Here is a 25,686-nt window from a genome sequence, read left to right as displayed (position 1 = left end):
GCATGCTCTCTTCGTTGGCTCTTTTTCTATCGACGAACCGGGGGCCCCGGAATCGACAGGGACAGTGGCCGCCGATAGCGCACCCGATACAGGTCCAGACTGGCGCCATCGCCGCGACGCGCTGAATAGGTCAGCGTGCCAGGGCGGGACCAGTCGAGCATGGCACCATAGCTGTCGCTCGCACCGTCGTTGACGGGTGCGGGCAGTCGCATGCCGGGCTCGTAGCGGTCACCGAACGCGCGTGCCGCGAACTGCTCGACCCGCGAACTGCCGAAATCCTGTGCGCGTGCGAAAACGATGGTCCGGCCATCGCCCAGGAAGGTGGCGTCGAACTCCTGCGCGGCCGTGTTGATCGCGCCTGCAACCGGACGTGCAGGTTGCAGTTGGCCGTCGTCCACCTGCGCGACATATAGATCGTGGCCACCGGCGCCACCTGCTCGGTCGCTGGAGAACAGCAGGGTGCCACCGTCGGCCGCGAGCATCGGCGCAAACTCGTTGGCGGGACTGTTGACGGCAGGCCCGAGATTCTCGGCGACCCCGAATCGCAGGGCCTGCACGGGCACCCTGTACAGGTCATCGCCGCCCAGTCCACCCGGGCGATCAGAGCAGAACAGCACGAAACGGCCGTCCGCCGTGAAGGCCGGATCGAAATCGCGGCCGGGTGTATTGAAGGGCGCCGGGCGCGCGACACTCCACTTCCCACGCTGCAGTCTCGAGACCCAGATGTCATATCCCCCAGCGCCCCCTGGCCGGTCACGGCTGAACCAGAGTGCCGTGTGCCCGTCGGGGCTCAGCGTCAGGCGGATTTCGCTGTATCGGGTCGATGCGATGCCCGGTGCGAAACGTTCTGCGTGGTGGTCGAGTGCCAGCGTATCCTGGCCGACATCACCCCCCAGCAGTCCAGCGACCGTGACCGTGACCGTGACCAGAGCGGTAAGCGCGTTCATGACTGCCGCTCAAAATCGCTGATCCAGTTGGTCTCCCAGGTCGCTCCTCCGTCTGCGGATGCCGCCTGTTCCCAGCGTGCGGAACGCGAGGTGATGTTCGACCAGATCACACGCGTTCTGATCGGCTGCCCTCGCAGCTGGTCGTCTCCCATGAACGTGCCGATACCATCGACGAAACCGCCGCGGACCGGCGCGCCGATCCGCCTCGGATCGCGGCCATCCAACCACCAGCTCGACCACTGGCCACTGCTGGCATCCCACGCGCGGATGCCCATGCCGCGTACGGTCGCAGCGGGGAAATTCATGACGTTGTCGCCAACATTGCCGAAGCCGCCCAGCACCGGCCAGTTGTGCAACGTGCCATCGAAGTGGTCCCAGATGTTGCTGCCAGAGAGCCGTTCGCGCAGTCGACGGTGCTGCACGGTCCAACGGCCGACCAGGAAGTCGAAGTCGCGGGGCGCATCCGCCTGCAGAGGTAAGGGCGAGGGTATCGCTGCCGAACGGGTGAACCAGTTGCGCCAATTCACTTCCCAATGCACGCCGTTGTCAGCGGAGAATGCCTGCTCCCACCACGGCTGCGCAGCGTGGATGTCGTGCCAGCGGAACCATACCTGGATGGGCTGGCCGTTGAATGTATCCGTGCCGAGGAAACTGCCGCCGCTGCCGCTGAAACCGCCATGCACCGGCGCTTCAAAGCGGGTGGGAGCTCGCCCGTCCAGCCACCAGATTGCCCAGGTGGCGGAGGCCGGATCGAAGGCACGTACACCCAGGCCGCGGTACGGGCCGCCGGGCAGCAGCATCAGGTTGTCATCGATGGTGCCCAGCCCGCCCAGGGTCAGCCAGACCGCACTGGTGCCGGTGAAATCCACCCAGCGCGTGTCGGCCACCAAGCGTTCCTGAATCCGGCGGTGACGCACGTTCCAGTTGCCCTGCAGCCAACGCCAGTCATTGGCATGGTCTCTGCCGGTATGGGGCGGAGCAGCGCCCAGCGGCAGACAGAGCCCTAAGGCGCCGGCACCGTACAACGCGGCAAGGCCGCCTAGAAATCCACGTCGCTGCATGTCTGATCCCCGCTGTCCGAGGCTCCATCTTCGGTGCCGTATGGGGGGATTGACCACGCGGATATCGCGGCTCAGGCTAAGCCACACTTATGGTCGCCCAACGCCACCTTCCGTCGCTCGTTGCCATCCGCGCCTTCGAGGCCGCGGCGCGGCTGGGCAGCTTTGCGCGTGCAGCGGAAGAACTGGACACCACGGCGGCATCGGTCAGTTATCACGTCCGGCGGCTGGAAGAGCAGACCGGTGCACGGCTGTTCCTGCGCCACGCCCAGCACGTCGAACTGACCGAGGCCGGTGCCAGCGTCGCAAAGGAGGCTACCCGCGCCTTCGACGGCCTGCGTGCCAGCTTCATGCGAGCCGCCGACATGGATGCCTCCCGCCTGCGCCTGACCACGCTGCCCACGCTGGGCACCAGTTGGCTGACGCCGCGACTGGGAGGCTTCCGGGCCCGGCATCCGCAGCAGGTTCTGGAGCTTGATCTGTCGGCGGAGCCGCAGGACCTGGCAGGCGGGCGCTTCGATGCGGCCATCCGCAACGGTCACGGCGACTGGCCGGGGCTGCACGCAGTGGAGCTGTTCCCCAGCGTGTTCACGCCACTGTGTGCGCCCGCGCTGCTTGAAGCTGCCACCGGCCTGGGCGGGGCGCGGCTGCCGGAGGTGCCGTTGCTGGGTCGTCCCGATTGGTGGGCAGTGTGGTTCTTGGCCTTTGGCCAGACTCGGGCACCACCAGCACAGAGCTTCTTCACGAACTTCGCCGTCGAGCATCTGGATATCGCCGCAGCGATCGCCGGCCAAGGAATTGCCATCGGCTCGCCGATCCTCTTTCAGGCCGAACTGGATGCCGGACGCCTGGTGCAGGCGCACCCCGGCGTGGTCAGCGACGGCCGCAGCTTCTGGTTTGTTAGCCCCGCAGCACGCAGCAGCGCACCGAAAGTCGCGCACTTCCGTGAGTGGCTGTGCACCGAGGCAGCGGCGGCCCGGCATGCTGCACGATCCCTGCTGCGCAGGGTGGCCACGCCATGACCCAGACCCCGGAACTGCTGCGCCGCCTGCTGCGTGCAAAAGACCACATGGACCGGGCCAGCCATGAAAACTGGCCGGTGGCACGGCTGGCACAGGTCAGTGCGGTCTCCACGGCCCATTTCGCGCGTTCCTTCAAGGACGCCTTCGGGATGCCGCCGCACCGCTACCTGCTCAGTCGGCGCATCGAGCGCGCGGTCGCTCTGCTGCGCGATACCGACCTGCCGATCACTGAGATCGCACTGCAGACCGGCTGGACCAGCCTGGGCACCTTCGGCCGGATCTTCCGCGATATCACCGGCAACAGCCCCGGCGCCGTCCGCGACAGTGAGCGCGCCCGTGCTCCGGTGCAGGGCCCGGTACCGGAATGTCATGCGCGCGCCGCGCAGCGCCCGGACCTGAACATCGCAGTTTTGGAGAAGCGCCGCCGCAGCGGCCTTGTTAGCGTAGATCCCACCTGAGGGAGGATCCTATGACTGGCATGGTGAATGTGGTCGGCCTGTATGTGCATGACCAGGATGCAGCGCTCGATTTCTACGTCAACAAACTCGGCTTCCAGGTGCACACCGACGTGGGCAGCGGCGACTATCGCTGGCTGACGGTGCATTCGGGCGACGAGGGCGGTTTCCAGCTCGGGCTGTTCAAGCCGGGGCCGCCCGTGCACGACGCAGCCACTGCGCTGACCCTGCAGCAGATGGTGGCCAAGGGCGCGATGCCGCCGCTGGTATTGGCGGTGGATGATTGCCGGGCCAGCTACAAACAACTGCAGGCCCGTGGCGTGGAATTCACCCAGGAGCCGGTGGAGCGTTACGGTGCGGTGGATGCCGGGTTCCGTGATCCGTCCGGCAATGGCTGGAAGATGATCGAGCGTCCCGTGAAGCCTGCCGAGAGGACGCCGCAATGAGGGCCGGTGGCTGGGCGCGTCCGGTGCACCGGTGGACCTCGATCGTCTTCACCCTGGCGGTGATCGCCAACTTCGTGGCGCGCGGGATGGGGCAGGGCGAGCCCCCGGCGTGGATCACGTACTCGCCGCTGCCGCCGTTGTTCCTGCAGTTGTTCACCGGGCTGTATCTGTTTGCGCTGCATTACCGGCGCGCAGCGCCAGGCGCGCGCGCCGGGGCTGGGCCTTGAGATGGGCTAGCAGAGATCATCCGGGCTGAGCTGCCAGGCGCGATAGGCCCGGCGGAGCGCACTCCGTCGGGCCATTGGGGGCTCAGCTCAGATCGCATCCGCTCGGCAGCGGCCAGCTGGCGCTGGGCAGCATGTTCTTCAGCGACGCCGGTGCGTTGATCGCCACGTAGCTGGCGCCCAGCAACTCCTCCAGATCCGCGATGGTGACCAGATAGCTGTCCAGGCTGCCCAGTCCCGTTTCATTGGGAATGATCCAGCTGATGGCCTTGGCGGTGCCGGTGTTCGGATCCTTGGTGATGATCGTCTTCCAGAAGAATTCCGGGGTCGGAATGCCATGGCTGGACAAGAAATAGTCATTCGATGCATCGCCATAGACGACGCCACCATAGACGTCGACCGGGGCAATGTCCCGATAGCACTCCGCCACGTTCTCGGCCTTGACCCAGATGCCCTGGTTGAAGCTGGACACCTGCGGCACGATGTTGGTCATGTAGTTGGCGCGACGGATGTAGGTGGTGTCGTAGTCCATGTGGTTGGACGTCACCAGATGGCCGCGGTCATAGCCGGACTGCACGCTGGCATAGGAGGCGGTGCTGGTCTGGCCGAGGCAGCCGGCCGGCAGGTCCGGGTCCTTGTAGAAGCTGGACGGGCGGGCGGCCGAGCCGGTGTCGGCCACCAGTGTGTATTCGTATCGGGTCGCGCTGTGGATGCTGCAGTCATAGGTCAATACGAATCCGCCCTTGTTGAGGGTCACGACCTGGGCGTGTGCGGCACCGGCAAAGCTGCTGAAAACAAGGGCAAAGAAGAACGTGGCAAGGCGCATTGCGGATCTCCATGGGTATGGGCAAGGCGCAGCCGTCCACCACGGCAGGCCAGGCCTTTCCGTGTGAAGGACGATGCGGTGACAGGGACGGGGGACGCGATCCGGCCGTGGCCGGTATTGCCTGGAATCTCGACCGCTGCAGGGCGTTACGAACGCTGTCGCGGTGTCGTTAGCGTCATTTGTTGACGCCAGCTGGTCAACGAGCAAAGTGCGAAGATGTGACTGCGCGCAAGCACTGGGCTGCTGTCAGACCAGGGCGCCCATGCATGAAAAGAAGACCTGCTAATGGCGTGGCCGCTACCGGGGCATTGCGCGGCTGCAGGTGCCCGTCGGGGATTGCCGCGACGCATCACGGCAACGCTGCCAGCCGACCTGCACGCGGTATCCATGGCTTCTTGACGGCGCCTTGGCGCCGGGCGTGGATACTGCCGCCGTCGTTTGCCGAGGAGGATCGAAAATGGGTAGCGCCGAGACCGTCAAGACACTGCGCATCCTGCGTGTGGAGGTGATGCCGCTGGACTGCGGGGAAACCGCGGTGGTGGTGGAGCTGGCATCGGCCCCGGGCAGAGCGTGGGAGAAGGCGCTGAAACGTGTTCTCTCCGAGACCGACGGGCTTGAATCGGCGCAGTCGCGCTGCGATGGCCGCTTCGTCTACATCATCGGTATCGAGCCCGGTGGTCGCGGCACACTTCATCGCGTGAACCAGGTGATGGCCGCCACCCACGAACGCGTTGCGCCACGCAATGGACATTCCCTGGCAACGCGGAAGCCGCCGAACGGCGGTATGGTGAGCGCCAGCCTCTGAGCAGCAAGGGTCGATGCCGGGCAGCGCCCCCTCGGTAGGCCGGCCACGCCCGGCGGCGTGCTTCACGCCGCAGCCGACGTGTATTCACCGCACTGCTACGGTCCCGCCATCACCGTAGCGCAATGGCACTTGAATCTCATGACCCACACTCGGCGCACCGCGTCGCCGTCGGCTGCGCAGGGTGGTCGCTGCCCACCGATGTCGCGCACATGTTCGGAACGGGCGACAGCGCGCTGCAGCGTTACGCATCGCGCTTTCCGATCGTGGAGATCAACTCGTCGTTCTACCGTCCACATCAGCCTGCCACCTACGCACGCTGGGCGGCGAGCGTGCCGGACGATTTCCGCTTCTCGGTGAAAATGCCGCAGGCGATCTCCCACGTCGCACGCTTGCGCGGCGCGGCGCCGTTGCTGGACCCCTTCCTGCGCGAGGTGGCGCATCTCGGTGATCGGCTGGGCGCGCTGTTGCTGCAGCTGCCACCCAGTCTGGCCTACGACGGCCGCACCGCGTCGGCGTTCTTCCGGGCCTTGCGTCGGCGTACCGCGACGCCCATGGCGTGCGAGCCCCGCCACCCCAGCTGGTTCGACGCAAAGGCCGATGCGCTGCTGGAAGACCATGACATTGCACGGGTCGCGGCCGATCCCGCGCGGGTTGCAGGGGCTGACCAGCCGGGCGGAGCCAGGCACTGGAGCTATTGGCGGTGGCACGGGCAGCCGCGGATCTACTACAGCGCGTACCAGCAGCCGGAGCTGTGGAGGCTGGCCGGCGCAGCAACGCAGGCCGCCGGGCCGGGCGGGGCCTGGGTCATCCTCGACAACACGGCACACGGCCATGCCGTTCCCGATGCACTGCAACTGCAGGCCCTGCTGGAGCAGCTTCATGCCTGAAGGTCCTTCCATCGTGCTGCTGCGCGAGGCCGCCGCCAAATTCAAAGGGAAGACGGTCCGCGAGGTCAGCGGCAACAGCACGCTCGACCTGGCCTGCCTGCAGGGCCGCCGGGTGCGGGCCGTGCGCAGCTGGGGCAAGCATTTCCTGCTGGAATTCAGCCATGTCACGCTGCGCATCCACCTGATGATGTTCGGCAGCTGGCGCATCGACGAGCGCAAGGAGACCCCAGCGTGGGTATCGCTGCGCTTTGACAACGGCGAACTGAACTTCTACACCTGCTCGGTAAAACTGATCGCGCGTCCGCTGGACGAGGTATACGACTGGCGCAGCGACGTGATGAGCGACCTGTGGGATCCCAGCCTCGCACGTCGTCGCCTGAAGTCGATGCCCGATGTCCTGGTCTGCGACGCCCTGCTGGACCAGACGCTGTTCTCCGGCGTGGGCAACATCATCAAGAATGAGGTGCTGTTCCGCATCCGGGTCCATCCGGCCAACCATGTAGGCGATGTTCCGCCGCGCAAGCTTGCCGAACTGGTCAGGCAGGCCCGCGAATACAGTTTCGACTTCCTGGAATGGAAGCGCGGGTTCGAGCTGAAAAAGCGCTGGCAGGTGCACACCCGGCGGACATGTCCCCGTTGTGGTGGTCTGGTCAGCAAGGTCCATATGGGGACCACGCATCGGCGCACCTTCTTCTGCCCGGTGTGCCAGATTGACTATCGAGTACTGCCGCTACCGCCAGCCGCGAAGAAGCGCACGCGGGCGAGGTCTGCAGCACAGCGCGGTGCCGGCAAGGTCGTGCGCTGAAACGCGGAGCGCAGGATCGGGCGGACGCGCCGGCCGGATGTGCAGTGGACCTGCGCTTACCCGGCCTTCGCGGCTTTGGCGTTGCCGCCGCCACTGGCCAGCAGGGTCAGCTTCTGGTCGGTGGCCTTCTCTTCCTCCAGGGTTTCCAGAAGCAGGGGCACGGCGTCCTTGTATCCCAGCTGCATGGCCAGCGCGGCAATGGTGCCGTAGGAGGCGATTTTGTAGTGCTCCACCTTCTGTGCGCCGCCGATCAGCGCCGCATCGCGCACGGGGCCCTTGTCGATGCTGTCAATGGCCTCCTTGCCTTCTTCCACCAGCCCCTCCATTGCCGCACACTTGATGCGCTTCAGGCGGATCCCCAACAGCTCGACCACCTGGTCGATACGCTCGATCTGCCCCTGGGTCTCTTCCAGATGGGTCTCGAACGCAGCGGAGAGGTCAGGATTGTCAGCGGCGCGCGCCAGGCGGGGCAGTGCCTTGATCAGCTGCTTCTCGGCACTGTAACTGTATATGTCGGAAAGTTCGTGGATGAACAGATCTTCAGCGGTCTTGATGGCCATGGTGTGCTCCGGAACGAAGGGAGACTTCACCGTAGCCGTGAGGCCGTAGGGATACGGGGTAGATGCAGTGAACGGCAGATGCCCAACGGGCGTGTGGTGCATGCATCCTGCTCACATCGCCGTGCTCCATCACGGGCAGCGCTGCATCAGCGCTCACCTGCGGCGACGGCGGGCCGCTCGGCCGCTGCGGCATGCGCGCCATCGGCAAAACGCGCGTTGCTGACCGCCTGGTGGGTCCCGCATCTCCCACAGGTGAGAAGCGTGCCACCCGCCACCCGCTTCAGGTCCGCGTCGGCACGGGACACGTGGTGGCATTGATTGCAGCGGAAGGTGATCGAGGTGATCCGGTCGAGGCCGCCGCGCGCGTCGGCCGCGTAATCCACTGAAAAGACGTAGAAGAGTCCGGTGTCAGGCATGTGGTAATCCTCTTGGGTCACCTTGAACATGCCACCGCACAGGCGTTGTTGGCGTGAATCCTGTCGGGGTCCAATTTCACATCGGGCTGCGTCAATCAGTCCAGGTCAGTCGCGGCGGAGGCGCCGGAATCACTGTTGTGGCAAAGGGGCGTTGGCCCATCGCAGGGACGTCCAGCGTGCCTGTCCGAGCCAAGCCGGCCACCCTTCTGGGCTCAGCGCTTTGCAGGAGACTCCGGCGGGGCCTCCTTGCCGCTGCTGGCGCCGGTTCCTGACGACTGGTCCTGGGAGGCTGCGGTCCCGCTGCCACCGCCGGGCACGTTGCGCGCCGGCGCGCTGCCGGTTGGTGCGGTTTGCCGAACCGCATCGGCATGCTGTGCCTTATCGGTCGGTTCGCTTTGATCGCAGGCCGACAATGCCATCGTCGCCACGGCACACAGCAGCAGTACCCGCATGGCCACTCTCCAGAGTAGGAAAGCCCTTGTTTCTAGCGTTGACGGCGTTGTGCGGGCGTGACGGGGGCCCCTGCTTGCCGGCGGAAATCTGCTTGCGTTGATGCCGCAAAGCAGGGCGCTTCGCCGTTCTGCGGCCGCTACCACTCACCCCGCGACGACGAGCAGGTGCGTTACAGTTTCACCCGTAGGTGCCCCCCGCGTCGCGGTCAGGGGCAGCCGAAGACGTGAGGCATCAGGAGTCCACATCATGAGTGTTCCCGAGGGATTGGAAGGGAGTGGGCAAGGCCTGACGCGCAGAACCTTCCTGCTGGCGGTCGGCTCGGCTTCGCTGCTGGCTGCCTGCAGTGGCAAGGCACCAGCACCCGCTGCCAGTGCCGCCCCTGCGAAGCAGGCGGACGGGCGCTTTCTGCAGCTCTCGCAGGCGCTGACGGGCAAGAACGATCTCGATCCGGCGACCGCCGGGCGCATCGAAGCCGCATTCGCCAAGCTGCATCCCGAGATGCACGCCCAGTTCCCGGCACTCGCGGCCAAGGCGCAACAGGCACAAGGCCCTGAAGCGCTGCTGCAAGTTGCTGGCGACGCACGGCCCACAGCGCTGGCCATCATCACTGCCTGGTACACCGGCAGCGTCGGCAAGGGCCCGCAGGCCATCACCGTTTCCTATCGTGATGCGCTGATGCAGCGGCCCGTGGACGACGGCCTGTTCCCGCCGACCTACGCACAAGGCGGCCCTGCATGGTGGACGGCTGAACCGCCGGCGGCGGTACGAGCGCACGGCTGAGCCAGCGCTTTCATCTCTTTCCCGTAATTGATCTGGATTCCCCCTCATGAAAGCTCCGGTTTTCCGTGATGGCGACGCCGATGCCGATGTTGTGATCGTCGGCTCAGGCGTCGTCGGCGCATTGATCGCCCATCAGTTGGTTCGTGCCGGAAAATCGGTTCTGGTCCTCGAAGCGGGCCCGCGCCTGCATCGCTCCGACGTCGTCGAAAACTGGCGCAACGTCAGCTTCGAGCGACGCATCGGCAGCGACTTCCAGGGGCCGTATCCGCAGTCGCCGCTGGCCACCGCGCCGCTGTATTTCCCGGCCAACGACTACGTGGGTTTGACCGGCCCCGATGCCAGTAGCTTCCACCAGGGCTTCATCAAGGCCGTGGGTGGCACCACCTGGCACTGGGCCGCCTCCTGTTGGCGCCACCTGCCGGTGGATTTCAAGATGCAGTCCACCTATGGGGTAGGGCGCGACTGGCCGATCAGCTACGACGACATCGAGCCGTACTACTGCCGTGCGGAAGAGGCCATGGGTGTCTCCGGGCCGAATGACCCGGGCAAGCAGAGCCCCTCCGAACGGTCCAAGCCCTACCTCGCCGACATGATCCCCTGGGGCAACGGCGACAAGGTATTTGCCGAGGTGGTCAATCCGCACGGCTACAACCTGGTGCCCATTCCGCAGGGTCGCATGGTCACGCCGTGGAATGATCGGCCGGCCTGCTGCGGCAACAACAACTGCCAGCCGATCTGCCCGATCGGCGCGATGTACAACGGCATCCATACCATCGAAGCGGCCGAGAAACTGGGTGCGCAGGTGCTGGCCGAAGCAGTGGCCTACAGGATCGACACCGATGCGCAGAACCGGGTGACGGCCATTCACTGGTATGACAACAACAAGGTCAGCCACAAGGCCACCGGCCGCAGTTTCGTGATCGCCTGCAACGCACTGGAGACGCCGCGCCTGCTGCTGCTTGCCGCCAACGAGCAGAACCCCAACGGCATCGCCAACAGTTCCGACCAGGTCGGGCGCAACATGCTCGATCACTCCGGGTTCCACTGCTCGTTCATCGCCGATCGCCCGATCTGGCTGGGACGCGGACCGGCGCAGTCCAGCTGCATGGTCGGTCCGCGCGACGGTGCCTTCCGCTCGCAGTACTCGGCCACCAAGATCATCCTCAACAACATCAGCCGCGTGGCGATCGCCACCGACCAGGCGCTGAAGAAAGGCTTGGTTGGCGACGCGCTGGATGCAGAAATCCGCCGTCGCGCGATCTTCGGCGTCGATCTTTCGATCAGCCTGGAACCCTTGCCGGACCCGAGCAATCGGCTGACGCTGTCGAAGACACGGGTCGATGGCCATGGCCTGGCTTGCCCGGACATCCACTACTCGCTGGGCGACTACGCCCGCAAGGGCTATGACGAGTCCTGCAAACAGCTGCGGCATATCGGCTCGCTGTTCAACGCCGAGGAATTCGTCATCACCACGGCGCTCAACGCCAACAACCACATCATGGGCTCGACCATCATGGGCGCTGACCCGCGCGATTCGGTGGTCGATGGCAATTGCCGAGCGCACGACCACCCGAACCTGTGGCTGCCTGGCGGCGGCCCGATGGTGTCGGCCAGCGTGGTCAACAGCACCTTGACCATGGCCGCACTGGCATTGCGGGCTGCAGATGCCATCGAGCGTGCGGCATGAAGACCTTCGTCTCCGCTCTGATGGTGCTGATGCTGGCCGCAGCCAGCCAATCCGCGCGCGCAGACGAGGTCGCCGAACGTGGGCGCTACCTCTCGGTTGCCGCAGACTGCGTGGCGTGCCACACCAGCCCGAAACAGGGCAAACCCTACGCCGGCGGCTACGCGATTGCGTCCCCGCTGGGTGAGATCTGGGCCAGCAACATCACGCCCTCCAAGAGCCATGGCATCGGTCTCTACAGCGAAGATGACTTCGCCAAGGCGGTACGTGAAGGCGTGCGCAAGGATGGCGCTCATCTGTATCCGGCGATGCCCTATACCTCGTATGCCAAGCTGACCGACGAGGACATCCACGCGCTGTATACCTACTTCATGAAGGACGTGGCGCCGGTCGACGAGGAAGCGCACGCGACCGAACTGCCGTTCCCCTTCAGCATCCGCCAGTCCATGGCGGTGTGGAACCTGCTGTTCCTGGACAAGGAGACGTTCAAACCCGATGCGGGCAAGAGTGCGCAATGGAATCGCGGCGCCTATCTGGTGGAAGGCCTGGCACATTGCTCCAGCTGCCACAGTCCGCGCGGGCTGATGATGCAGGAAGTGGGCGGCAAGGCCTTCGCCGGCGGCTCGCTGGGTGATTGGTATGCACCCAACATCACCTCCCATCCCGTCAGCGGTGTCGGCGGTTGGAGCGACGCCGAGTTGGCGCAGTACCTGAAGACCGGCCGCGTTGCCGGCAAGGCGCAGGCCGGTGGCGGCATGGCAGAAGCAGTGAGCAACAGCCTGTCCAAGCTGCAGGACGAGGATATCGCCGCGATCGTTGCTTACCTGCGCACGGTGCCGGCCGTGGCCGACCCTGACGCCACCCGGGCCGCCTTCGCCTGGGGCGATGCCGCCGCTGCGCCGGGCGAGCAACCGGTACGCGGTACGGGTGCCGCATTGGCATCGGGCGGAGTGCTGTATTCGGGCCTGTGTGCAAGCTGCCATGGATCGCGTGGCGAGGGCAGCAGGGACGGGTACTACCCCTCCCTGGTGCACAACACTACCGTCGGCATGACCCGTCCGCAGAACCTGATCGCCACCATCATCGGCGGCGTTGACCGCGACGTGCAGGGCGAACACGCGTTGATGCCGCACTTCTCGAAGGGTTCGTTCGTACAGGACCTGAGTGACGCCGATATCGCAGCGGTGGCGACCTACGTGCGCACGCAGTTCGGGCCGGGTGATCAGGTCACCGAGGCGCAGGTCGCACTGACCCGCGCCGGCGGCGAGAAGCCACTGCTGGCGAAGATCGCACGCTTGTGGCTGCCGATGCTGATCGTTGCCGTGCTGGCGCTGGTCGGCGTCGTGCTGCTGGCGCGCCGCGCCTGGAAGAAGCGCAAGGACAGGAGGGCCGCGGCATGAAGCTGCTCTCCTTGAACGGCATCGGGCTGCTCCTGCTCGCGGTCAATGGCCCGGTGTCGGCCGCCGAAGCGACTGCCACCGCCAAGCCCAAGCCAGTGGACAGCGTCGTGCAGACGCCGCTGAGTGCCGATTGGGCCGCGCGCCTCTGGCTGCAGGATCGTGGTGTAACCCCCAGCGCACGCATCGTGATCGGCAGCGGCGTCAACAGCGACGGTTACAAGGGCAGTGGCTGGTCCACCGCCGAACACATTGACCTGGGCGCGACGATCGATACCGGCAAAGCACTCGGCTTCGACGGCACGCTGCGCGTGGTGTTCTCCGATCGCTTCGGCAACGCCATCAACGAGCGGTCCACCGGTTCCTATATCCAGAACCAGGCCTTCTATGGTCAGGGCCAGAACCTGCGCTTCAACGAGCTCTCCTACGAGCGGCTGCTGCTGGACAAGCGGCTGAGCCTGAAAGGGGGCTTCTATTCGATGGGCAACGACTTCGGTGGCTTGCCCTACACCTGCAACTTCAACAACAACGGTCAATGCGGGCATCCGCTGGGCCCGATCTACAGCTCCGGCTGGCTGGACAACCCCACGGGCCAGTGGGGGCTGCGGGTCAAGTGGAACGATCCGTCGGGCTGGTACGCACAGACCGGCATCTACGACGTCAACCCGACGCGCAAGCAGGCCAACAGTGGCTTCCGTGTTTCGACGAGGGGAAAGACCGGTCTGTTCCTGCCCGTGGAAGTGGGCTACAGCCACGGCACGTCCGGCGAGGACTATGGCGGCACCTACAAGGTCGGCTACTACCTGGACACCTCCAACGCCGATGACATCGGTAATCCGGCCGCACCTCGCGCCTCGCATCGCAGCGGTTCGTACGTGCAGGCCGCGCAGCGCGTGTGGAAGCCCGAGGGCGATACGGTGCGCGGCATCTCGGTGTTCGGCGTGGCCACTCGCGCGGACGCGAAAACAGGGCTGATGCGCTACTCGTGGGAAGCGGGCGTGAGCTGGCGCGGCGTGATCGCGTCGCGCGAAGATGATGTGCTCAGCCTGGCCTGGAACCGGCTGGATATCTCCGACCGGCTCGCACGGCACCAGCAGCTGGCCGGAAAGGATGTGCAGAGCAACGAGCAGTTCGTCGAACTGAACTACGGCGTGCAGGTCGCCCCGTGGCTGGTACTGCGGCCGGCGGTGCAGTACGTGGCACGTCCCGGCGCCTATGCCAGCCGACCCGACAGCTGGGTATTCACCCTGCAGGCGCAGGCGACGCTGTAGGCGCATTCAGGCCCGCGGCGTGGGGTGGCAGGGCCGCCGCCCCATGTTGCGGCGCAAGGTGTCAGCCACCATTCGCACTGGTACGGTCCAACCCGTTGCACCACAAACGACGGGGAGAGACGACGATGCGCAAGGTATTGCTGCTGTTGATCCTGCTGACCGGACTGGCGCCCACCGCCTGGGCCGCCACGGTCAAGACCACCCACCGCACCGTTCCCAGCTGGGATGGCACACCCCTCGGGGTCTTTGTCATCGAGCCCCAGGACGCGGGTGGCGGCAAGTACCCGCTGCTGGTGATGCCCAGCAGCTGGGCCGTTCCCAGCGTGGAGTACGTAGGGGTCGCACAGTCGCTGGCCAAACGCGGCTACGTGGTCATCAGCTACAGCTCGCGCGGCTTCTGGGAGTCCGGCGGGGCCATCGACATCGCCGGGCCCGCGACGGTCGAGGATGTCAGCGCATTGATCGACTGGGCGCTGGACAACACCCGGGCCGACCCGGCGCGGATCGGCGTCTCGGGCATCTCCTACGGCGCCGGCACCAGCCTGCTGGCGGCGGCACGCGATCCCCGCATCAAGGCAGTGGCCGCCCTCAGCGGATGGGCCGACCTGCAGGCGTCGCTGTACTCCAACGACACCCCCAGTGCACAGGGAATCGCGCTGCTGGTGGCCGCCGGCCTGGTCACCGGCCGCCCCGGGTCCGAACTGGCCACGATCAACCGCAACGTCGTGGTCGGCAACTATCAGGGCGCAGTGGAATCGCTGTTGCCGGTGGCCGCGATCCGCAGCCCCGCTGCGAGCATCAACGAGATCAACGCCAACCAGCCGGCCGTATTCCTGGCCAACGCCTTCAACGACAGCCTGTTTCCGCCGGGTCAGCTGGTGGATTTCTTCAATCAGCTGAAAGGCCCCAAGCAGCTGCAGCTGCGCCATGGCGACCACGCCCTCAACGAGGCCCTGGGCGCACTGGGCATTCCCAACGAGGTCTATGACTCGGTGGGCGACTGGTTCGATCATTACCTCAAGGGCGTGACCAACGGCATCGACCGCGAGCCGGCGGTGCAGCTGAAGTCACAGAAGGGCAGCTGGAGCAGCTACCCGAACTGGCAGGCCACCAACAGTGGCGCGGTCAGCTACGCGTTGACCGCACCCGGTGGCCTGCTTCTGCCCACCGGAGGCCTGGCTGAAAACGGGCGCAGCAATGGCTGGAATTACCGCATCGGCAGTGGCCTGCCTACCGCCGCAAATTCCGGCGTGGCGATGGTGTCGGGCTCGCTGCAGATGATCAACCTTCCGCCGGGTGCATACGTGCCTTTCATCGGGCGCAACGCTGCAGGCGTCTGGCAGGGGCCCATCTACTGGAACGCACGCCGCCTGGACGGTGCGCCGGAAGTGCGCGTGACCGTCACTCCCAGCCGCGCCAACACCACGCTGTATGCCTACCTGTACGCGGAAGATGTGCTGGGCAATGGCCAGCTGATCAGCCACAAGCCGTACACCCTGCGCGGCGTTGCGCCGGGCCAGGCGACCACCCTCGCTCTTCGGTTGGAAGCGAGCAGTTGGAACATCCCCGCCGGCAGTCGCCTCACGCTGGTGGTCGATACGGTGGACCTGCGTTATGCAGGCATCAGCCAGTTGGGCGGGGCGGTGACCTTCAGTTCGCCGACGTCCGCGCCATCGGTGCTGAAGGTGCCGTTGCACTGAATCCATACCGCGGCCGCTCCGTGGGCACACCGGCGGCAGATGCCGCGTGGTGTGCTCACAGCTTGCCGGCCACCCGGTAGCGGGAGACACCCTGCTCGATCAGCATCTGCAGTTCGTGCAGCAACACTGGATCCCAGGCATCGAAGTTGAAGCAGGACTTCCCCTGCATATGCTTCTTCAGGGCCGGGCTGATGCCGGCCAACAAGTCGGGGAAGGTGTAGATGGGCATGAAATGGAATGAATGCCTGCGACCCGATACTTTCACCGCGCTGAAGAACTGAGCCTTGCCCTTGGCGTCTACGTTCCTGCAATTGGCGTAGAAGTGATCGTCCTCGTCATGCACGACGAGAAGATCGGCCTTGTAGGGAAGCAGCAGATCGCGCAGGGCGAGGAACAGGTTGGGCGACTGGCCTTCCATTGCACGATTCGACTCGGCGGCAGGTACGGGTGGGGTCTTCATGGAAGTCATCCCGGAAGGGAATGCAGCTGCGATATCGTGCACGGGTTCTGCTGGGCCAGCCTATCACGAGGCAGTATGCCGACAGCGGCAGATGGCTATGGACTTATAGCCACGAGCACCTGACCATGGCGCTCCAAGAATACCCGCACAACCTGGCAGCTCGATGAAAACACTGGCCCTGATCGCACTTTCCCTCTCCATCTGCATCAGCCTTGCCGGCTGCATTGCCCCGTTTCGCGTAAAGGCGCGCGAGTATGCCTCTGCCGACATGACGCCGCCAGAAAAACGTGATGCGCCGGTTCCGTCAGCGCCACCGCAGTAACACCCCATCGTTCGGCATCACCCGCAGTATCGGCATCGATTTAAACCCTTTCCGCATTGGTGGCATCCATCAGGTGCCACGCTACCACCGCCAAACGAAAGGGAAGTCGCCCGTGCCTGGAATCCCGCATGTACTTCTGGTTGCCGCCATCGCTTGTGCCACTTCAGGCGCGAGTGCCGGCGCCAATGCCACGCCCGTGGCTATCCCGTTCGAGCAGGACAAGGACCACCGGATCTACGTCCGCGGCAGCGTCAACAGGTCCGAGTCCTTGCGATTCCTGGTGGACACCGGCGCGGACGGATTGGCCATATCGCGCGCCATCGTGCCGAAGGCATCGGTGGTCATCGATGATCGCACTGAGAACACAGGTTCAGACGGCGTCACCACGATGGACTACAGCACGTGCAACGACGTTGAGATCGGCGGGCTGCATACGCGCATGGGCGCGGTAGTGGTCGACTACAGGAACCGTCCCTTTGATGCGGTTCTGGGATGGAAGTTCTTTGAAGGGAAGGTGGTCGAGATCGATTACGACCGGCAGCAGCTGCTCGTCCATCGTAGCCTGCCGGATGTAACCGGCTATACCCGCGTCAACGTCCGCTGGATCGACAATACGCCCGCAATCGAAGTCACGCTCGGCAATGGCGACGCCATCTTCAAGCCGTGGCTGGCACTGGATACGGGAAGCAACGGCAGCATCGATCTCAGCCATGCGTACAGCTCGCGCCATGGGCTGATGGAGGTGTTCACCCAGAAAGTGGGAACGTCCCGTTTCACCGGCAGCGCAGGCAATGTCATTCGCGCCGTGGATGTGCGCGTCCCGTCTGCAAGCATCCAGGGGTTGGCCATCGGCAACGCCGCTGCGTCGTTTCCAATCGACGATGACGCCTCTACTGGCGACGGCACGCTCGGCGCGGGTGTTCTCCGGCAGTTCAACATGCTGCTGGACATGAAGACCGGGGAGGTCTATCTGCGACGGAACCAGTACATTGGTGTGGACCCGGCCGGGAAGTAGGAGCTTCAGCACCGACAGCCTCTTGTGAAGGACGAGCGGTAACAGCACACTCCTCGCCAGCCACTCCCTTCAGGAAGCGTCCGTGTCCCTTCGCATCACCTGCCTGTGCGGCGCAAATACCATGGAACTGCATGGCCGTCCTGCTGCGCAGGCGAACTGCCACTGCGCCACCTGCAGGGATTTCTACGGCGTTGCAATGCTTTCGGCCACCGCATGGGCGGCCGAATCGGTGAGCGTTTCAGGGGCGGAGAATGCGCGTTTCCAGCACCCGGCCAAGCAGCTTTGCAAGACCTTCTGCCTGAACTGCGGTGAGGTGCTGTTTGGCACCAATCGCCTGGGCATGCGCGTGGTTCCCAACGCTCTTGTTGCGCGAGCTGCCGAGGGCGTGCTGGGTGCAGCGTTTGCGCCAACGATGCACCTGTTCTACCGGGAGCGTGTCATCGACGTTGCAGATGCGCTGCCGAAGTACCTCGATGGGTGGGATGGTCCGCTTCATGTGAGCCCGGGCCACCAGCAGCTACCTCCGGATCATGCAGCCCACGCAGCTTCTTCTTGTTGATCTTGCCCACGCTGGTGCGTTCCAGCGAATCCACGAAGCTGACGCGGTCGGGGATCGCGTAGCGGGAGATGTCGCCTGAGCGGCTGCGTGCTGCGACCAGTTCGATGATCTCTGCTTCGGTCACATCGCTGCCGGGCTGCCGGACCACCAGCGGCAGCGGTCGCTCACCCCATTTCGTATCGCTGATGCCGATCACGGCGACCTCGTTGACCGCAGGATGCAGGGCGATGATGTCCTCCAGGGCGAGCGAGGAGATCCATTCGCCGCCGGTCTTGATCACATCCTTGATGCGGTCGGCCACGCGCAGGTAGCCGCCGCCATCGATGTTACCGATGTCCCCGGTATGCAGGTAACCGCCCGCCCACAACGCCGTTGAAGCGTCCGGGTTGTGCAGATAACCCTGGGTGAGCCAGGGCGTGCGGGCCACCACTTCGCCGGTAGCGACGCCATCGTGGGCAACGTCGTTCATGTCTTCGTCCACGATGCGCAGATCCACCAATGGCACCGGGATGCCGGCCTTGGTACGCAGCGACAGCTCCTCATCCGGGTCGTCCAGGGCGTGCGCATCGATCTGCGCGATGGTGAGCAGGGGGCAGGTCTCGGACATGCCGTAGCCGCCGAAGATGTCGATGCCACGGGCCAGTGCCTGCTGCGCCAGTGCCCGCGGCAGTGCCGCACCACCGATGATCACCTTCCAGCTGCGCAGATCGGTATCGGCCGCCGTGGCATCGCCCAGCAGCATATGCAGGATGGTCGGCACGCAGTGCGAGAACGTCACCTTCTCGCGGGCGATCAGCGCCAGCAGCTTGCCCGGCAGATAGCGTCCGGGGTAGACCTGCTTGATGCCCAGCAGCGTAGCCACGTACGGCATGCCCCAGGCGTGGACATGGAACATCGGGGTGATCGGCATGTAGACGTCGTCGCGGTGCAGGCGCCCCTGGCTGGACGCACTGCCGAGTGCGGCCATCGCCGCAAGCGAGTGCAGCACCAGTTGCCGATGGCTGAAGTACACGCCTTTGGGCAGGCCCGTGGTGCCGGTCGTATAGAACGTCGTGGCGCGGGTGTTCTCGTCGAAGTCCGGGAAGCAGGTGATGGGCGTGGCCTCGCGCAGTCCGGCTTCATACTCGGTCACGAAACCCGTTGGCAGCGGGCCAACCTCATCGGCCAGCAGAATGCGCGTGCGCAGATCCGGCAACTGTTCGTCGATGGCTTCCAGCACCGGCAGGAATTCGCGGTTGGCCAGGAGTACCCGCGCGCCGCTGTGATTGAGCATATAGGCAATCTGCTCAGGCGCCAGGCGGATGTTCACCATCATCAGCACCGCTCCGATCATCGGCACGGCGAAGTAACTCTCCAGGTAGCGGTTGCTGTCCCAGTCCATCACTGCCACCGTATCGCCGCGCTTGACCCCCAGCGAGGTCAGCAACCCGGCCAACTGGCCGATGCGCGTCTGAAGGGTGCGGTAGTCGAAGCGGACCTTGTCGCCGTAGACGATTTCCTGCTGTGGACGCACTGCCAGCGGCGTCAGCAGCAACTGCTTGATCAGCAGGGGAAAGGCGTTGGCCTCGGCAGCGGGCGTGTCTGTAGCGGTGGCGGACGACATGTGGGGCTTCCTGGTGGGCGGCGTGTCAGCGGTTGGAGAGGGTCGTGACCGCCGGAATGGACAGCTGCTCGCGCAGCAAGGGCGCTTCCGCGCGTGGGTTCGGCTGGATGAGCGCATCCGTTGGCAGCGCATGGGCTGGATCCTCAAGGTGACCCCACACCTGGTCCAGCGCCGCGAACATGTAGGGCAGCAGCGGCACGTAGCGCTTCCGGTAATCCGGGAAGGCCAGCAGCGAGTCGAAATGCTGTGCGTTGTTCACACGCCAATAGGCGATCTGTGCCCCCGCCTTGCGTGCACGTGGCACGTAGCGATCGCTGGTCATGCTGATCGGCACCAGCCCATCGTCGATGCCATGGATCACCACGATCGGCACACCGCGCCGCGGCGCCTCGGCGGTGGCCGCGGCGATGCCGGCGCGCACCCGCCGTGCGTCGGCGCTATCGCCATTGCCGAGTGCACGCAGGCAGTTCAAACCGTGCAGTGGATCAGCTTCCGCCCCGGTGGCATTGCCATCCACCAGCACAACGCCGTTGCCCGGCGGAATGCCGCTGCCCTCACTCCACCAGGTTGCCCGGGCCTCGGCGGTGGCCGCGCCGGGCCTGCCGTCTGCCCCAGCGGCGGAGAAGCTGTACGCGCAGGGATGTTCGCCGGCGCCGTAGCGTCCATAGGCTGACGAATAAGTGACCGCGATGGCGCGCCACAGATCGAACCCGGTCGAGAGCGCGCCGGCACGAAGTGCGTCGGCGCTCAAGCCAGCGTCGAGCAGCTGCTGCCGTGCCGACCGTGCCTGTGCCGTAGCGTCATCACCTTGCACCAATCCGGCGGATTTCAGCATGGCACATCGCTGGGTCCACACCGGCACGGCCTGCGCCGACATCGGCGGTTGCGGCAGATCGTCCTCTGCCAGCAGGGCACAGGGCATCAGCAACGCGGCCTGGGTAACGAAGTCGTACAGCGGCGGTGCGCCGGCAACCGAGACATTGGGTTCGCCGGCCACCATCGCATCGAACCAGTCGCCGTCGATCTCCGCCGCGCGCAGCACGGCGCCACCGCCATTGGATACACCCACGCCCAGCGTGCGCGTGTTGGCCGCCGTGAATGGAGCGGATTCGGGGTAGGCGCGGTCCAGTGACTGCAGGCCGAACTGCAGCGCCTGCAGCAGATGCCGACCCCAGTCTGCTTCCGGGTTGTCACCCGAATGGGCATGTTTGAAAGCTATCCCCTGCCTGGTTGCCGCACCCGCAGGAATGAAGGCCAACGCGCCTTGTGAGGCGGGCGTGCCGTCGGCCTGGAAGCCGGTCTGGGCGTCCAGGTCGTAGTAGTCGCTGCCGGCGCCCTTGTCGGTATAGGCGACGGCGCAGCCGTGAGCCAGGCCCCAACTGCCGGCGACCGCAATCGCGCCATAGATGCCACGCGAGCCGGATGACGCAGCGACGACCAGGCAGCGTCGCGAGGCGTCGAAGGTGTCGGGTACCTGCACCAGCACGCGGTGGGGTTGGCGCGCGCCATCGATGCGCGCATAGGCCGAGAATTCGCGGCCGGGCACTGCCTGCAGGCTGCCGTAGACGTCGCCGAAACCACCGCCGGGACTCAGGTCAGCGATACCACGCCAGCTGCTCCAGATCGCACGACGCCGGGCCTCCTCTGCCGTGGGCTGGGCCGGGTTGCTGAATGCTGGCGCGGTAGTCGAGCGCAGGGCGTCGATTCCCAGTCCCGCAGTCAGCAGTTCATCGTTGCCGCGATGCAGGGTTTCCCGCCACTGCTCGAACACCGGAACAGCGGTGGTGGCACGGGGCGGGGCGGCATGGGCGCTGGCGATGCTGCCCACAAGCAGCGGCAGCGTGGCGCACAGCAGCGTAACGGGGCGGTGGATGTTCATTGCTCCACCCTAACGATCCGGGCGGCGCACGCCAGCGTACCTTGGTACCCGTGCCCAACCGCAGGCGATTTGCTAACCTCGGCTGGACATGCCGACCCTGCTCATCGCCGATGACCACCCCTTGTTCCGCGCGGCGCTGCATCGCGCGGCCGAGGAGGCAGTGGCTGACCTGCAGATCAGCGAGGCCGATTCGCTGCACAGCGTGCTGGAAGCAATAGAGAGCCAGCAGATCGACCTGATGCTGCTGGACCTGCATATGCCGGGCAACCACGGTCTTGCCGGGCTGGCAACCATACGTGCACTGCAACCGGGGTTGGCGATCATCATCGTCTCGGCCAATGAAGAGCCGCACGTGATCCGCCGCGCCATCGATCTGGGCGCAGCCGGCTATCTGCCCAAGAGTTCAGGGCTGACCGACCTGCAGTCCGCGCTGCAGACCGTGTTGGAAGGTGAGCGCTGGATTCCGGCGCTGCTGCGTGAGCCAGTGGCGCGGGTTGCGCCCTTCAACAAGGACGCCGATCTTGCGGCGCGCTTGTCCAGCCTGTCCTCGCATCAGTACAGGGTGCTGAGCCTGGTGGCCGAAGGGCTGCTCAACAAGCAGATCGCGGACCGGCTGGGCGTGCAGTTGCGCACGGTCAAGGCGCACATGACCCGCATCATGGGCAGGCTGGGCGTGCGTAATCGTGCGCAGGCCATCCGTGTGCTGCACGAGATGGGGTTGACCGATCCCTCGCGGCAGATCGAAGAGACGCAGGACGCCTGACCCTTGGTCAGGGCGTTGCCGTAGCGGCCGTTGCCAGCAGATGGTTGATCGCCCAGCGCAGTGCCAGCGGTTTGAACGGCTTGTTGAGCAGTGACAGGCCCACGCTGCGCACCGCCTCGCGGGTGTCGCTGCCGGTGTCGGCGCTGAGAATCACTGTTGGCCGCGGCCCGTGGACGGCGACAAGGCGCTTCCACAGTGCGACGCCGGTATCGCCATCATCAAGGTGGTAGTCGAACAACCACAGTGCAGCTTCCTGCGCTGAAGCACCCAGCGCATTGACATCGCGCGCCGCGATGACATCGCAGCCCCACGAAAGCAGCATCTGTCGCATTGCCTCCAGGGCCTGCGGATCGTTGTCGACCACCAGCACGCGGATACCCTTGATGCTGCTGTTGCCAGCGGCGGGTTCAGTGCGCGGGGCCGCAGGCGGCGCTGCCCGCGCCACGGTGATCGAGAAGGTCGAGCCGCGATCGAGCGCGCTCTGCAGTTGCAGCGGCGCGTGCAGCAGGTCGGCAATGCGGCTCGCGATGGTCAGGCCCAGACCGAGGCCCTGGCCGTTGCTGCGGTCGCCACGATGGAATTCCTCGAACACTACCGCTTGTTGCTCCGGTGCGATGCCGGGGCCGCTGTCATGCACGCCGATCGACAGGGCCTGGCCATGCCGGCGCACGCCCAGCAGCACGCCGCCACGGCGGGTGTAGCGGATGGCATTGGCCAGGAAGTTCTGCAGCACCCGACGCAGCAGCAACGGGTCGCTGTGCACCCACGCGCGGGTCCGCACATGGCGGAACTGCAGGCCGCGCGCCGCCGCCAGCACGGCGAACTCCTGTGCAAGTGGATCCAGCACGGTCGACAGCGCGAACGGACGCGGATCGGCGACCAGTCCGCCGGCTTCCAGCCGCGAAATATCGAGCAGGCCCGACAGCAGATCGTCGGTGGAGTCCAGCGCGCCACGGATCTGGCGCAGGAAGCTGTCCAGGAACTCCGATTCGATGTGCTGCGACATGGCATCGGTCAGCAGCTGCGCCGCATGCAGGGGCTGGATCAGGTCGTGGCCGACAGCGGTCAGGAAGCGTGTCTTGGCCACGTTGGCTCGTTCGGCTTCATGCACGGCCTGCTCCAGCCGGGCAGTACGGTCCTGCACCCGGCGCTCCAGGTTTTCGTTGCTGCGCTTCAGCGCGTCCTCGGCCCGACGGAAAGCGGTGACATCGGTGAAGGTGGCCACGTAGCCGCCACCGGGCATCGGGTTGCCGCGGATTTCAACGATGGTGTTGTCCGGGAAGATCCGCTCGGACAGATGCGGGGTACCGCGCCGCATGTGCACCACCCGGCGTTGCAGCGCCTTGTCGCGCGAGTCGCCGGGGGCGTCGCCGATCTTCAGCTGTCCCAACGCCCACGCCGTCAGGTTCGACACCGGTTGCCCCACCTGCAGCAGCTCCGGCGGGAACTTGAACAGCGCGGCATAACGGCTGTTCCAGGCCACCAACTGCAGCTGCGCATCGACCACGCTGATGCCCTGGCTCATGTTTTCCAAGGCGGCTTCCAGCAGGCGCTGGTTGAAGCGCAGCACCTGGGTGGCTTCGCCGACCGCGCGGGTAACGGCGTCCAGCGGTGCGGCACCACCATCGCGGGCAGCCTCCACCAGCAGGCGTGCCATGCCCGCACCGACCACGGCAGTCAGCTCCCGCTCGATGGCGGTGACGCGCTCGTCATCCAGCATCTGCCCGGCGTGTCCGTCCATCAGCTGGCGCGCCCGTTCCTGGCCGAGGAAGCGACCGGCCGTCTTGCGCAAGGATGCTGCGGCCACCGCGTCGCGCTGCCGTGGCATCGAGGGACGCACCGCACGCGACACCAGCACAACGGTGGCCAGGTTGACCGCCAGGCTCGCCCCCATGCTGATGGCGATATGGCCAGGCTGCATGCGCAGCGAGAACATCGCCAGCCAGTGCAGTCCGTCGGGGCTGGCCGACGGCGGCGGGGCGGGGATCACCATCGGCAGCAGCACCAGCCACAGCCAGACCAGTGAACCCAGCACGATGCCGGCGATGATGGCCGGGGAGGGCATGCGCGGCCGGTACACCGCCAGCAGCACGGCCGGTGCCAGCTGGGAGAGCGCGGTGAACGACATCAGGCCGAAATCGCTGAGTGCCTCGGTGCCGCTCATCGCGCGGCTGTACAGCCACGACATCAGGAACACGGCGAGGATGCCGGCGCGACGGAAGGCCAGCACCCGCGGTCGCAGATCGGCGCCGCTGTTGAAGCCGTTGACGCCGCTCAGCAGGCGTGAACCCACGCCGTGGTTGCCGAGCATGATCGACAGGGTCAGCCCGGACAGGATCATCATGCCGGTGGCCGCGCTCAGGCTGCCCAGGTAGGCCAGCAGTGCCAGCAGATGGTGGCCGCGTTCCTGCGGCAGGGCCAGGACATACAGGTCGGGCGACACCGAAGACGGCAACTGCGCGGCACCAGCCAGTGCCATCGGCACCGACGGCAGGCCGATCAACAGCAGGTACACCGGGAACAGCCAGCGCGCCGTCTTCAGGTCCGACGACTGCCGCAGTTCAACCACGCCCACATGGAACTGATGGGGCAGGGTGAACGCGGCCATCGCACCGAGCGCCACCATGGTCAGGTAATCCGGCACCACTGCCGGCGGCGGCAGGTGCGCCATCTTCTCAAGCAGCGGCACGCCGGCCTTGTGCACCGAGCGCGCGGCATACAGGCCGATCGCCAGCAGTGCCGTCAGCTTCAACAGCGATTCCAGGCCCAGCGCGACTACGATGCCGCGGTTGTGTTCGGTGGCCGACGCCTTGCGTGCGCCGAACAGCGTGGTGAACGCCGCCATCGTCAGCGCGAACCAGAACGACATGTCCAGTTGCCAGCCGACGGGCGCGAACTGATCACCGAGCAGGGCGGCAAGCCCCTGGCTGACCGCTTTCAGCTGCAGTGCGATGTAGGGAATGATGCCGAACAGCGCGACCAGGGTGATGGTGATGCCCAGCCCCTGGTCGGCTCGCAGCCGCGCGACCACCAGATCGGCGATGGTGGCACTGTTGTGCTGTTTGGCCAGTCGTCCCAGCCGCACCAGGAAGGGCAGGCCGAAGGCAAAAATGAGCGCCATGCCGATCAGTGTCGGCGGGATCGGAAAGCCCCACTGCACGCCCTGCGAGGCGGCCCCGTAGTAGGTCCATGCCGTGCAGTGCACGCCCAGCGACAGCGCGTAGATGGCCGGCCAGACCTTCGACAGCCGATGCCCCTGGCGTTCCCCCCACAGGGCGACGCCGAACAGCAGCACGGTCCACGCGATGCAGGCGAACAGGACGATGGAGGGCGTCAACATCGCTCCAGT

The 25,686-nt window shown here is 65.7% G+C and carries 25 protein-coding genes and 1 pseudogene; 16 read left to right on the top strand and 10 right to left on the bottom strand.

Annotation, left to right across the window (positions count from 1 at the left end; all coding sequences use genetic code 11):
- Window positions 1-26 precede the first annotated feature (26 nt).
- Both QP457_RS11630 and QP457_RS11625 read right to left on the bottom strand, forming a co-directional pair.
- Window positions 27-947, bottom strand: coding sequence for a PD40 domain-containing protein (locus QP457_RS11630; protein ID WP_205404213.1), 921 nt, complete (start codon window positions 945-947; stop codon window positions 27-29).
- Window positions 944-2,008 (bottom strand): hypothetical protein, encoded by a 1,065-nt coding sequence (locus QP457_RS11625; RefSeq protein WP_205404212.1) that lies wholly within the window; start codon window positions 2,006-2,008, stop codon window positions 944-946. The genes QP457_RS11630 and QP457_RS11625 overlap by 4 nt, the downstream gene beginning before the upstream one ends.
- Before the next feature lie 89 nt (window positions 2,009-2,097).
- Between QP457_RS11625 and QP457_RS11620 the strand changes: the two genes are divergently transcribed.
- Genes QP457_RS11620 through QP457_RS11605 form a run of 4 tightly spaced genes read left to right on the top strand, consistent with a single transcriptional unit; the run spans window position 2,098 to window position 4,155 of the window.
- The gene (locus QP457_RS11620; protein ID WP_180167166.1) at window positions 2,098-3,027 is read left to right on the top strand and encodes a LysR substrate-binding domain-containing protein; all 930 of its coding nucleotides are present in this window, start codon (window positions 2,098-2,100) and stop codon (window positions 3,025-3,027) included.
- On the top strand, window positions 3,024-3,485 hold the full coding sequence (locus QP457_RS11615; protein ID WP_180167165.1) for a helix-turn-helix transcriptional regulator: 462 nt from the start codon (window positions 3,024-3,026) through the stop codon (window positions 3,483-3,485). The genes QP457_RS11620 and QP457_RS11615 overlap by 4 nt, the downstream gene beginning before the upstream one ends.
- Window positions 3,486-3,496: 11 nt before the next feature.
- On the top strand, window positions 3,497-3,928 hold the full coding sequence (locus QP457_RS11610) for a VOC family protein (protein WP_205404211.1): 432 nt from the start codon (window positions 3,497-3,499) through the stop codon (window positions 3,926-3,928).
- Window positions 3,925-4,155, top strand: coding sequence for a hypothetical protein (locus QP457_RS11605; protein ID WP_205404210.1), 231 nt, complete (start codon window positions 3,925-3,927; stop codon window positions 4,153-4,155). The genes QP457_RS11610 and QP457_RS11605 overlap by 4 nt, the downstream gene beginning before the upstream one ends.
- Window positions 4,156-4,237: 82 nt before the next feature.
- On the opposite strand, the gene QP457_RS11600 is transcribed toward QP457_RS11605, so the two are convergent.
- Window positions 4,238-4,978 (bottom strand): DNA/RNA non-specific endonuclease, encoded by a 741-nt coding sequence (locus tag QP457_RS11600; protein WP_205404209.1) that lies wholly within the window; start codon window positions 4,976-4,978, stop codon window positions 4,238-4,240.
- A gap of 457 nt (window positions 4,979-5,435) precedes the next feature.
- Between QP457_RS11600 and QP457_RS11595 the strand changes: the two genes are divergently transcribed.
- The 3 genes from QP457_RS11595 to QP457_RS11585 all read left to right on the top strand — a co-directional run bounded on the left by QP457_RS11595 (window position 5,436) and on the right by QP457_RS11585 (window position 7,475).
- Entirely contained in the window at window positions 5,436-5,783 is a 348-nt protein-coding gene (locus QP457_RS11595) for a hypothetical protein (RefSeq protein ID WP_205404208.1), read from the top strand.
- 122 nt (window positions 5,784-5,905) lie between these two features.
- Window positions 5,906-6,670, top strand: coding sequence for a DUF72 domain-containing protein (locus QP457_RS11590; RefSeq protein WP_205404207.1), 765 nt, complete (start codon window positions 5,906-5,908; stop codon window positions 6,668-6,670).
- A complete protein-coding gene (locus QP457_RS11585; protein ID WP_205404206.1) occupies window positions 6,663-7,475 on the top strand; it encodes a DNA-formamidopyrimidine glycosylase family protein in 813 nt (270 codons plus the stop codon). The genes QP457_RS11590 and QP457_RS11585 overlap by 8 nt, the downstream gene beginning before the upstream one ends.
- Before the next feature lie 56 nt (window positions 7,476-7,531).
- Here QP457_RS11585 and QP457_RS11580 read toward each other — a convergent pair whose 3' ends face one another.
- The 3 genes from QP457_RS11580 to QP457_RS11570 all read right to left on the bottom strand — a co-directional run bounded on the left by QP457_RS11580 (window position 7,532) and on the right by QP457_RS11570 (window position 8,903).
- Window positions 7,532-8,035 (bottom strand): DUF892 family protein, encoded by a 504-nt coding sequence (locus QP457_RS11580; RefSeq protein WP_205404205.1) that lies wholly within the window; start codon window positions 8,033-8,035, stop codon window positions 7,532-7,534.
- Between the two features lie 146 nt (window positions 8,036-8,181).
- Window positions 8,182-8,481: a hypothetical protein gene (locus tag QP457_RS11575; protein WP_205404204.1), complete on the bottom strand. Its 300-nt coding sequence runs from the start codon at window positions 8,479-8,481 to the stop codon at window positions 8,182-8,184.
- 182 nt (window positions 8,482-8,663) lie between these two features.
- A complete protein-coding gene (locus QP457_RS11570; protein WP_205404203.1) occupies window positions 8,664-8,903 on the bottom strand; it encodes a hypothetical protein in 240 nt (79 codons plus the stop codon).
- A 247-nt stretch (window positions 8,904-9,150) separates the two neighbouring features.
- Here QP457_RS11570 and QP457_RS11565 point away from each other — a divergent pair, with 247 nt between their 5' ends.
- From QP457_RS11565 to QP457_RS11545, 5 genes are all read left to right on the top strand, one after another.
- The gene (locus QP457_RS11565) at window positions 9,151-9,684 is read left to right on the top strand and encodes a sugar dehydrogenase complex small subunit (RefSeq protein ID WP_205404202.1); all 534 of its coding nucleotides are present in this window, start codon (window positions 9,151-9,153) and stop codon (window positions 9,682-9,684) included.
- A gap of 46 nt (window positions 9,685-9,730) precedes the next feature.
- A complete protein-coding gene (locus QP457_RS11560; RefSeq protein WP_100552570.1) occupies window positions 9,731-11,371 on the top strand; it encodes a GMC family oxidoreductase in 1,641 nt (546 codons plus the stop codon).
- The gene (locus QP457_RS11555; RefSeq protein ID WP_205404201.1) at window positions 11,368-12,768 is read left to right on the top strand and encodes a cytochrome c; all 1,401 of its coding nucleotides are present in this window, start codon (window positions 11,368-11,370) and stop codon (window positions 12,766-12,768) included. Before QP457_RS11560 ends, QP457_RS11555 begins: the two co-directional genes overlap by 4 nt.
- Entirely contained in the window at window positions 12,765-14,036 is a 1,272-nt protein-coding gene (locus QP457_RS11550) for a carbohydrate porin (RefSeq protein WP_205404200.1), read from the top strand. Before QP457_RS11555 ends, QP457_RS11550 begins: the two co-directional genes overlap by 4 nt.
- Before the next feature lie 125 nt (window positions 14,037-14,161).
- Window positions 14,162-15,736, top strand: coding sequence for a CocE/NonD family hydrolase (locus QP457_RS11545; protein ID WP_205404199.1), 1,575 nt, complete (start codon window positions 14,162-14,164; stop codon window positions 15,734-15,736).
- 55 nt (window positions 15,737-15,791) lie between these two features.
- Here QP457_RS11545 and QP457_RS11540 read toward each other — a convergent pair whose 3' ends face one another.
- Window positions 15,792-16,196, bottom strand: coding sequence for a hypothetical protein (locus QP457_RS11540; protein ID WP_205404198.1), 405 nt, complete (start codon window positions 16,194-16,196; stop codon window positions 15,792-15,794).
- Between the two features lie 163 nt (window positions 16,197-16,359).
- Here QP457_RS11540 and QP457_RS11535 point away from each other — a divergent pair, with 163 nt between their 5' ends.
- From QP457_RS11535 to QP457_RS11525, 3 genes and pseudogenes are all read left to right on the top strand, one after another.
- Window positions 16,360-16,518 (top strand): hypothetical protein, encoded by a 159-nt coding sequence (locus tag QP457_RS11535; protein ID WP_205404197.1) that lies wholly within the window; start codon window positions 16,360-16,362, stop codon window positions 16,516-16,518.
- Window positions 16,487-17,533: an aspartyl protease family protein gene (locus tag QP457_RS11530; protein ID WP_205404196.1), complete on the top strand. Its 1,047-nt coding sequence runs from the start codon at window positions 16,487-16,489 to the stop codon at window positions 17,531-17,533. The genes QP457_RS11535 and QP457_RS11530 overlap by 32 nt, the downstream gene beginning before the upstream one ends.
- A gap of 121 nt (window positions 17,534-17,654) precedes the next feature.
- Window positions 17,655-17,903 (top strand): annotated as a pseudogene (locus QP457_RS11525) (GFA family protein); the annotation flags it as partial.
- Between the two features lie 67 nt (window positions 17,904-17,970).
- Here the strand turns inward: QP457_RS11525 and QP457_RS11520 are convergent.
- Entirely contained in the window at window positions 17,971-19,695 is a 1,725-nt protein-coding gene (locus tag QP457_RS11520) for a fatty acid--CoA ligase (RefSeq protein ID WP_205404195.1), read from the bottom strand.
- A gap of 25 nt (window positions 19,696-19,720) precedes the next feature.
- Window positions 19,721-21,574 carry a 3-hydroxybutyrate oligomer hydrolase family protein gene (locus tag QP457_RS11515; protein WP_205404194.1) on the bottom strand — a complete coding sequence of 618 codons (1,854 nt, stop codon included), beginning with the start codon at window positions 21,572-21,574 and terminating at the stop codon, window positions 19,721-19,723.
- An 88-nt stretch (window positions 21,575-21,662) separates the two neighbouring features.
- On the opposite strand from QP457_RS11515, the gene QP457_RS11510 reads away from it, so the two are divergent.
- Window positions 21,663-22,337 (top strand): response regulator transcription factor, encoded by a 675-nt coding sequence (locus QP457_RS11510; RefSeq protein WP_205404193.1) that lies wholly within the window; start codon window positions 21,663-21,665, stop codon window positions 22,335-22,337.
- A gap of 7 nt (window positions 22,338-22,344) precedes the next feature.
- Here the strand turns inward: QP457_RS11510 and QP457_RS11505 are convergent, their stop codons facing one another.
- On the bottom strand, window positions 22,345-25,677 hold the full coding sequence (locus QP457_RS11505) for a PAS-domain containing protein (protein WP_205404192.1): 3,333 nt from the start codon (window positions 25,675-25,677) through the stop codon (window positions 22,345-22,347).
- Window positions 25,678-25,686 lie beyond the last annotated feature (9 nt).

This window comes from Stenotrophomonas sp. As-7 (assembly GCF_030291015.1).
GTDB classification, from domain to species: Bacteria; Pseudomonadota; Gammaproteobacteria; order Xanthomonadales; family Xanthomonadaceae; genus Stenotrophomonas; species Stenotrophomonas lactitubi.
The sequence above is the reverse complement of the archived record's forward strand: the minus strand, read 5'-3'. Positions and strand labels throughout refer to the sequence as shown.

Excerpts from the sequence above, each read along its gene's own strand:
- QP457_RS11625 (WP_205404212.1), bottom strand. The coding sequence starts at position 2,008 with ATGCAGCGACGTGGATTTCTAGGCGGCCTTGCCGCGTTGTACGGTGCC.
- QP457_RS11565 (WP_205404202.1), top strand. The coding sequence starts at position 9,151 with ATGAGTGTTCCCGAGGGATTGGAAGGGAGTGGGCAAGGCCTGACGCGC.
- QP457_RS11610 (WP_205404211.1), top strand. The coding sequence starts at position 3,497 with ATGACTGGCATGGTGAATGTGGTCGGCCTGTATGTGCATGACCAGGAT.
- QP457_RS11560 (WP_100552570.1), top strand. The coding sequence starts at position 9,731 with ATGAAAGCTCCGGTTTTCCGTGATGGCGACGCCGATGCCGATGTTGTG.
- QP457_RS11620 (WP_180167166.1), top strand. The coding sequence starts at position 2,098 with ATGGTCGCCCAACGCCACCTTCCGTCGCTCGTTGCCATCCGCGCCTTC.
- QP457_RS11590 (WP_205404207.1), top strand. The coding sequence starts at position 5,906 with ATGGCACTTGAATCTCATGACCCACACTCGGCGCACCGCGTCGCCGTC.
- QP457_RS11510 (WP_205404193.1), top strand. The coding sequence starts at position 21,663 with ATGCCGACCCTGCTCATCGCCGATGACCACCCCTTGTTCCGCGCGGCG.
- QP457_RS11585 (WP_205404206.1), top strand. The coding sequence starts at position 6,663 with ATGCCTGAAGGTCCTTCCATCGTGCTGCTGCGCGAGGCCGCCGCCAAA.
- QP457_RS11535 (WP_205404197.1), top strand. The coding sequence starts at position 16,360 with ATGAAAACACTGGCCCTGATCGCACTTTCCCTCTCCATCTGCATCAGC.
- QP457_RS11575 (WP_205404204.1), bottom strand. The coding sequence starts at position 8,481 with ATGTTCAAGGTGACCCAAGAGGATTACCACATGCCTGACACCGGACTC.
- QP457_RS11630 (WP_205404213.1), bottom strand. The coding sequence starts at position 947 with ATGAACGCGCTTACCGCTCTGGTCACGGTCACGGTCACGGTCGCTGGA.
- QP457_RS11555 (WP_205404201.1), top strand. The coding sequence starts at position 11,368 with ATGAAGACCTTCGTCTCCGCTCTGATGGTGCTGATGCTGGCCGCAGCC.
- QP457_RS11615 (WP_180167165.1), top strand. The coding sequence starts at position 3,024 with ATGACCCAGACCCCGGAACTGCTGCGCCGCCTGCTGCGTGCAAAAGAC.
- QP457_RS11605 (WP_205404210.1), top strand. The coding sequence starts at position 3,925 with ATGAGGGCCGGTGGCTGGGCGCGTCCGGTGCACCGGTGGACCTCGATC.
- QP457_RS11515 (WP_205404194.1), bottom strand. The coding sequence starts at position 21,574 with ATGAACATCCACCGCCCCGTTACGCTGCTGTGCGCCACGCTGCCGCTG.
- QP457_RS11600 (WP_205404209.1), bottom strand. The coding sequence starts at position 4,978 with ATGCGCCTTGCCACGTTCTTCTTTGCCCTTGTTTTCAGCAGCTTTGCC.
- QP457_RS11545 (WP_205404199.1), top strand. The coding sequence starts at position 14,162 with ATGCGCAAGGTATTGCTGCTGTTGATCCTGCTGACCGGACTGGCGCCC.
- QP457_RS11505 (WP_205404192.1), bottom strand. The coding sequence starts at position 25,677 with ATGTTGACGCCCTCCATCGTCCTGTTCGCCTGCATCGCGTGGACCGTG.
- QP457_RS11580 (WP_205404205.1), bottom strand. The coding sequence starts at position 8,035 with ATGGCCATCAAGACCGCTGAAGATCTGTTCATCCACGAACTTTCCGAC.
- QP457_RS11595 (WP_205404208.1), top strand. The coding sequence starts at position 5,436 with ATGGGTAGCGCCGAGACCGTCAAGACACTGCGCATCCTGCGTGTGGAG.
- QP457_RS11570 (WP_205404203.1), bottom strand. The coding sequence starts at position 8,903 with ATGCGGGTACTGCTGCTGTGTGCCGTGGCGACGATGGCATTGTCGGCC.
- QP457_RS11540 (WP_205404198.1), bottom strand. The coding sequence starts at position 16,196 with ATGAAGACCCCACCCGTACCTGCCGCCGAGTCGAATCGTGCAATGGAA.
- QP457_RS11530 (WP_205404196.1), top strand. The coding sequence starts at position 16,487 with ATGCGCCGGTTCCGTCAGCGCCACCGCAGTAACACCCCATCGTTCGGC.
- QP457_RS11520 (WP_205404195.1), bottom strand. The coding sequence starts at position 19,695 with ATGTCGTCCGCCACCGCTACAGACACGCCCGCTGCCGAGGCCAACGCC.
- QP457_RS11550 (WP_205404200.1), top strand. The coding sequence starts at position 12,765 with ATGAAGCTGCTCTCCTTGAACGGCATCGGGCTGCTCCTGCTCGCGGTC.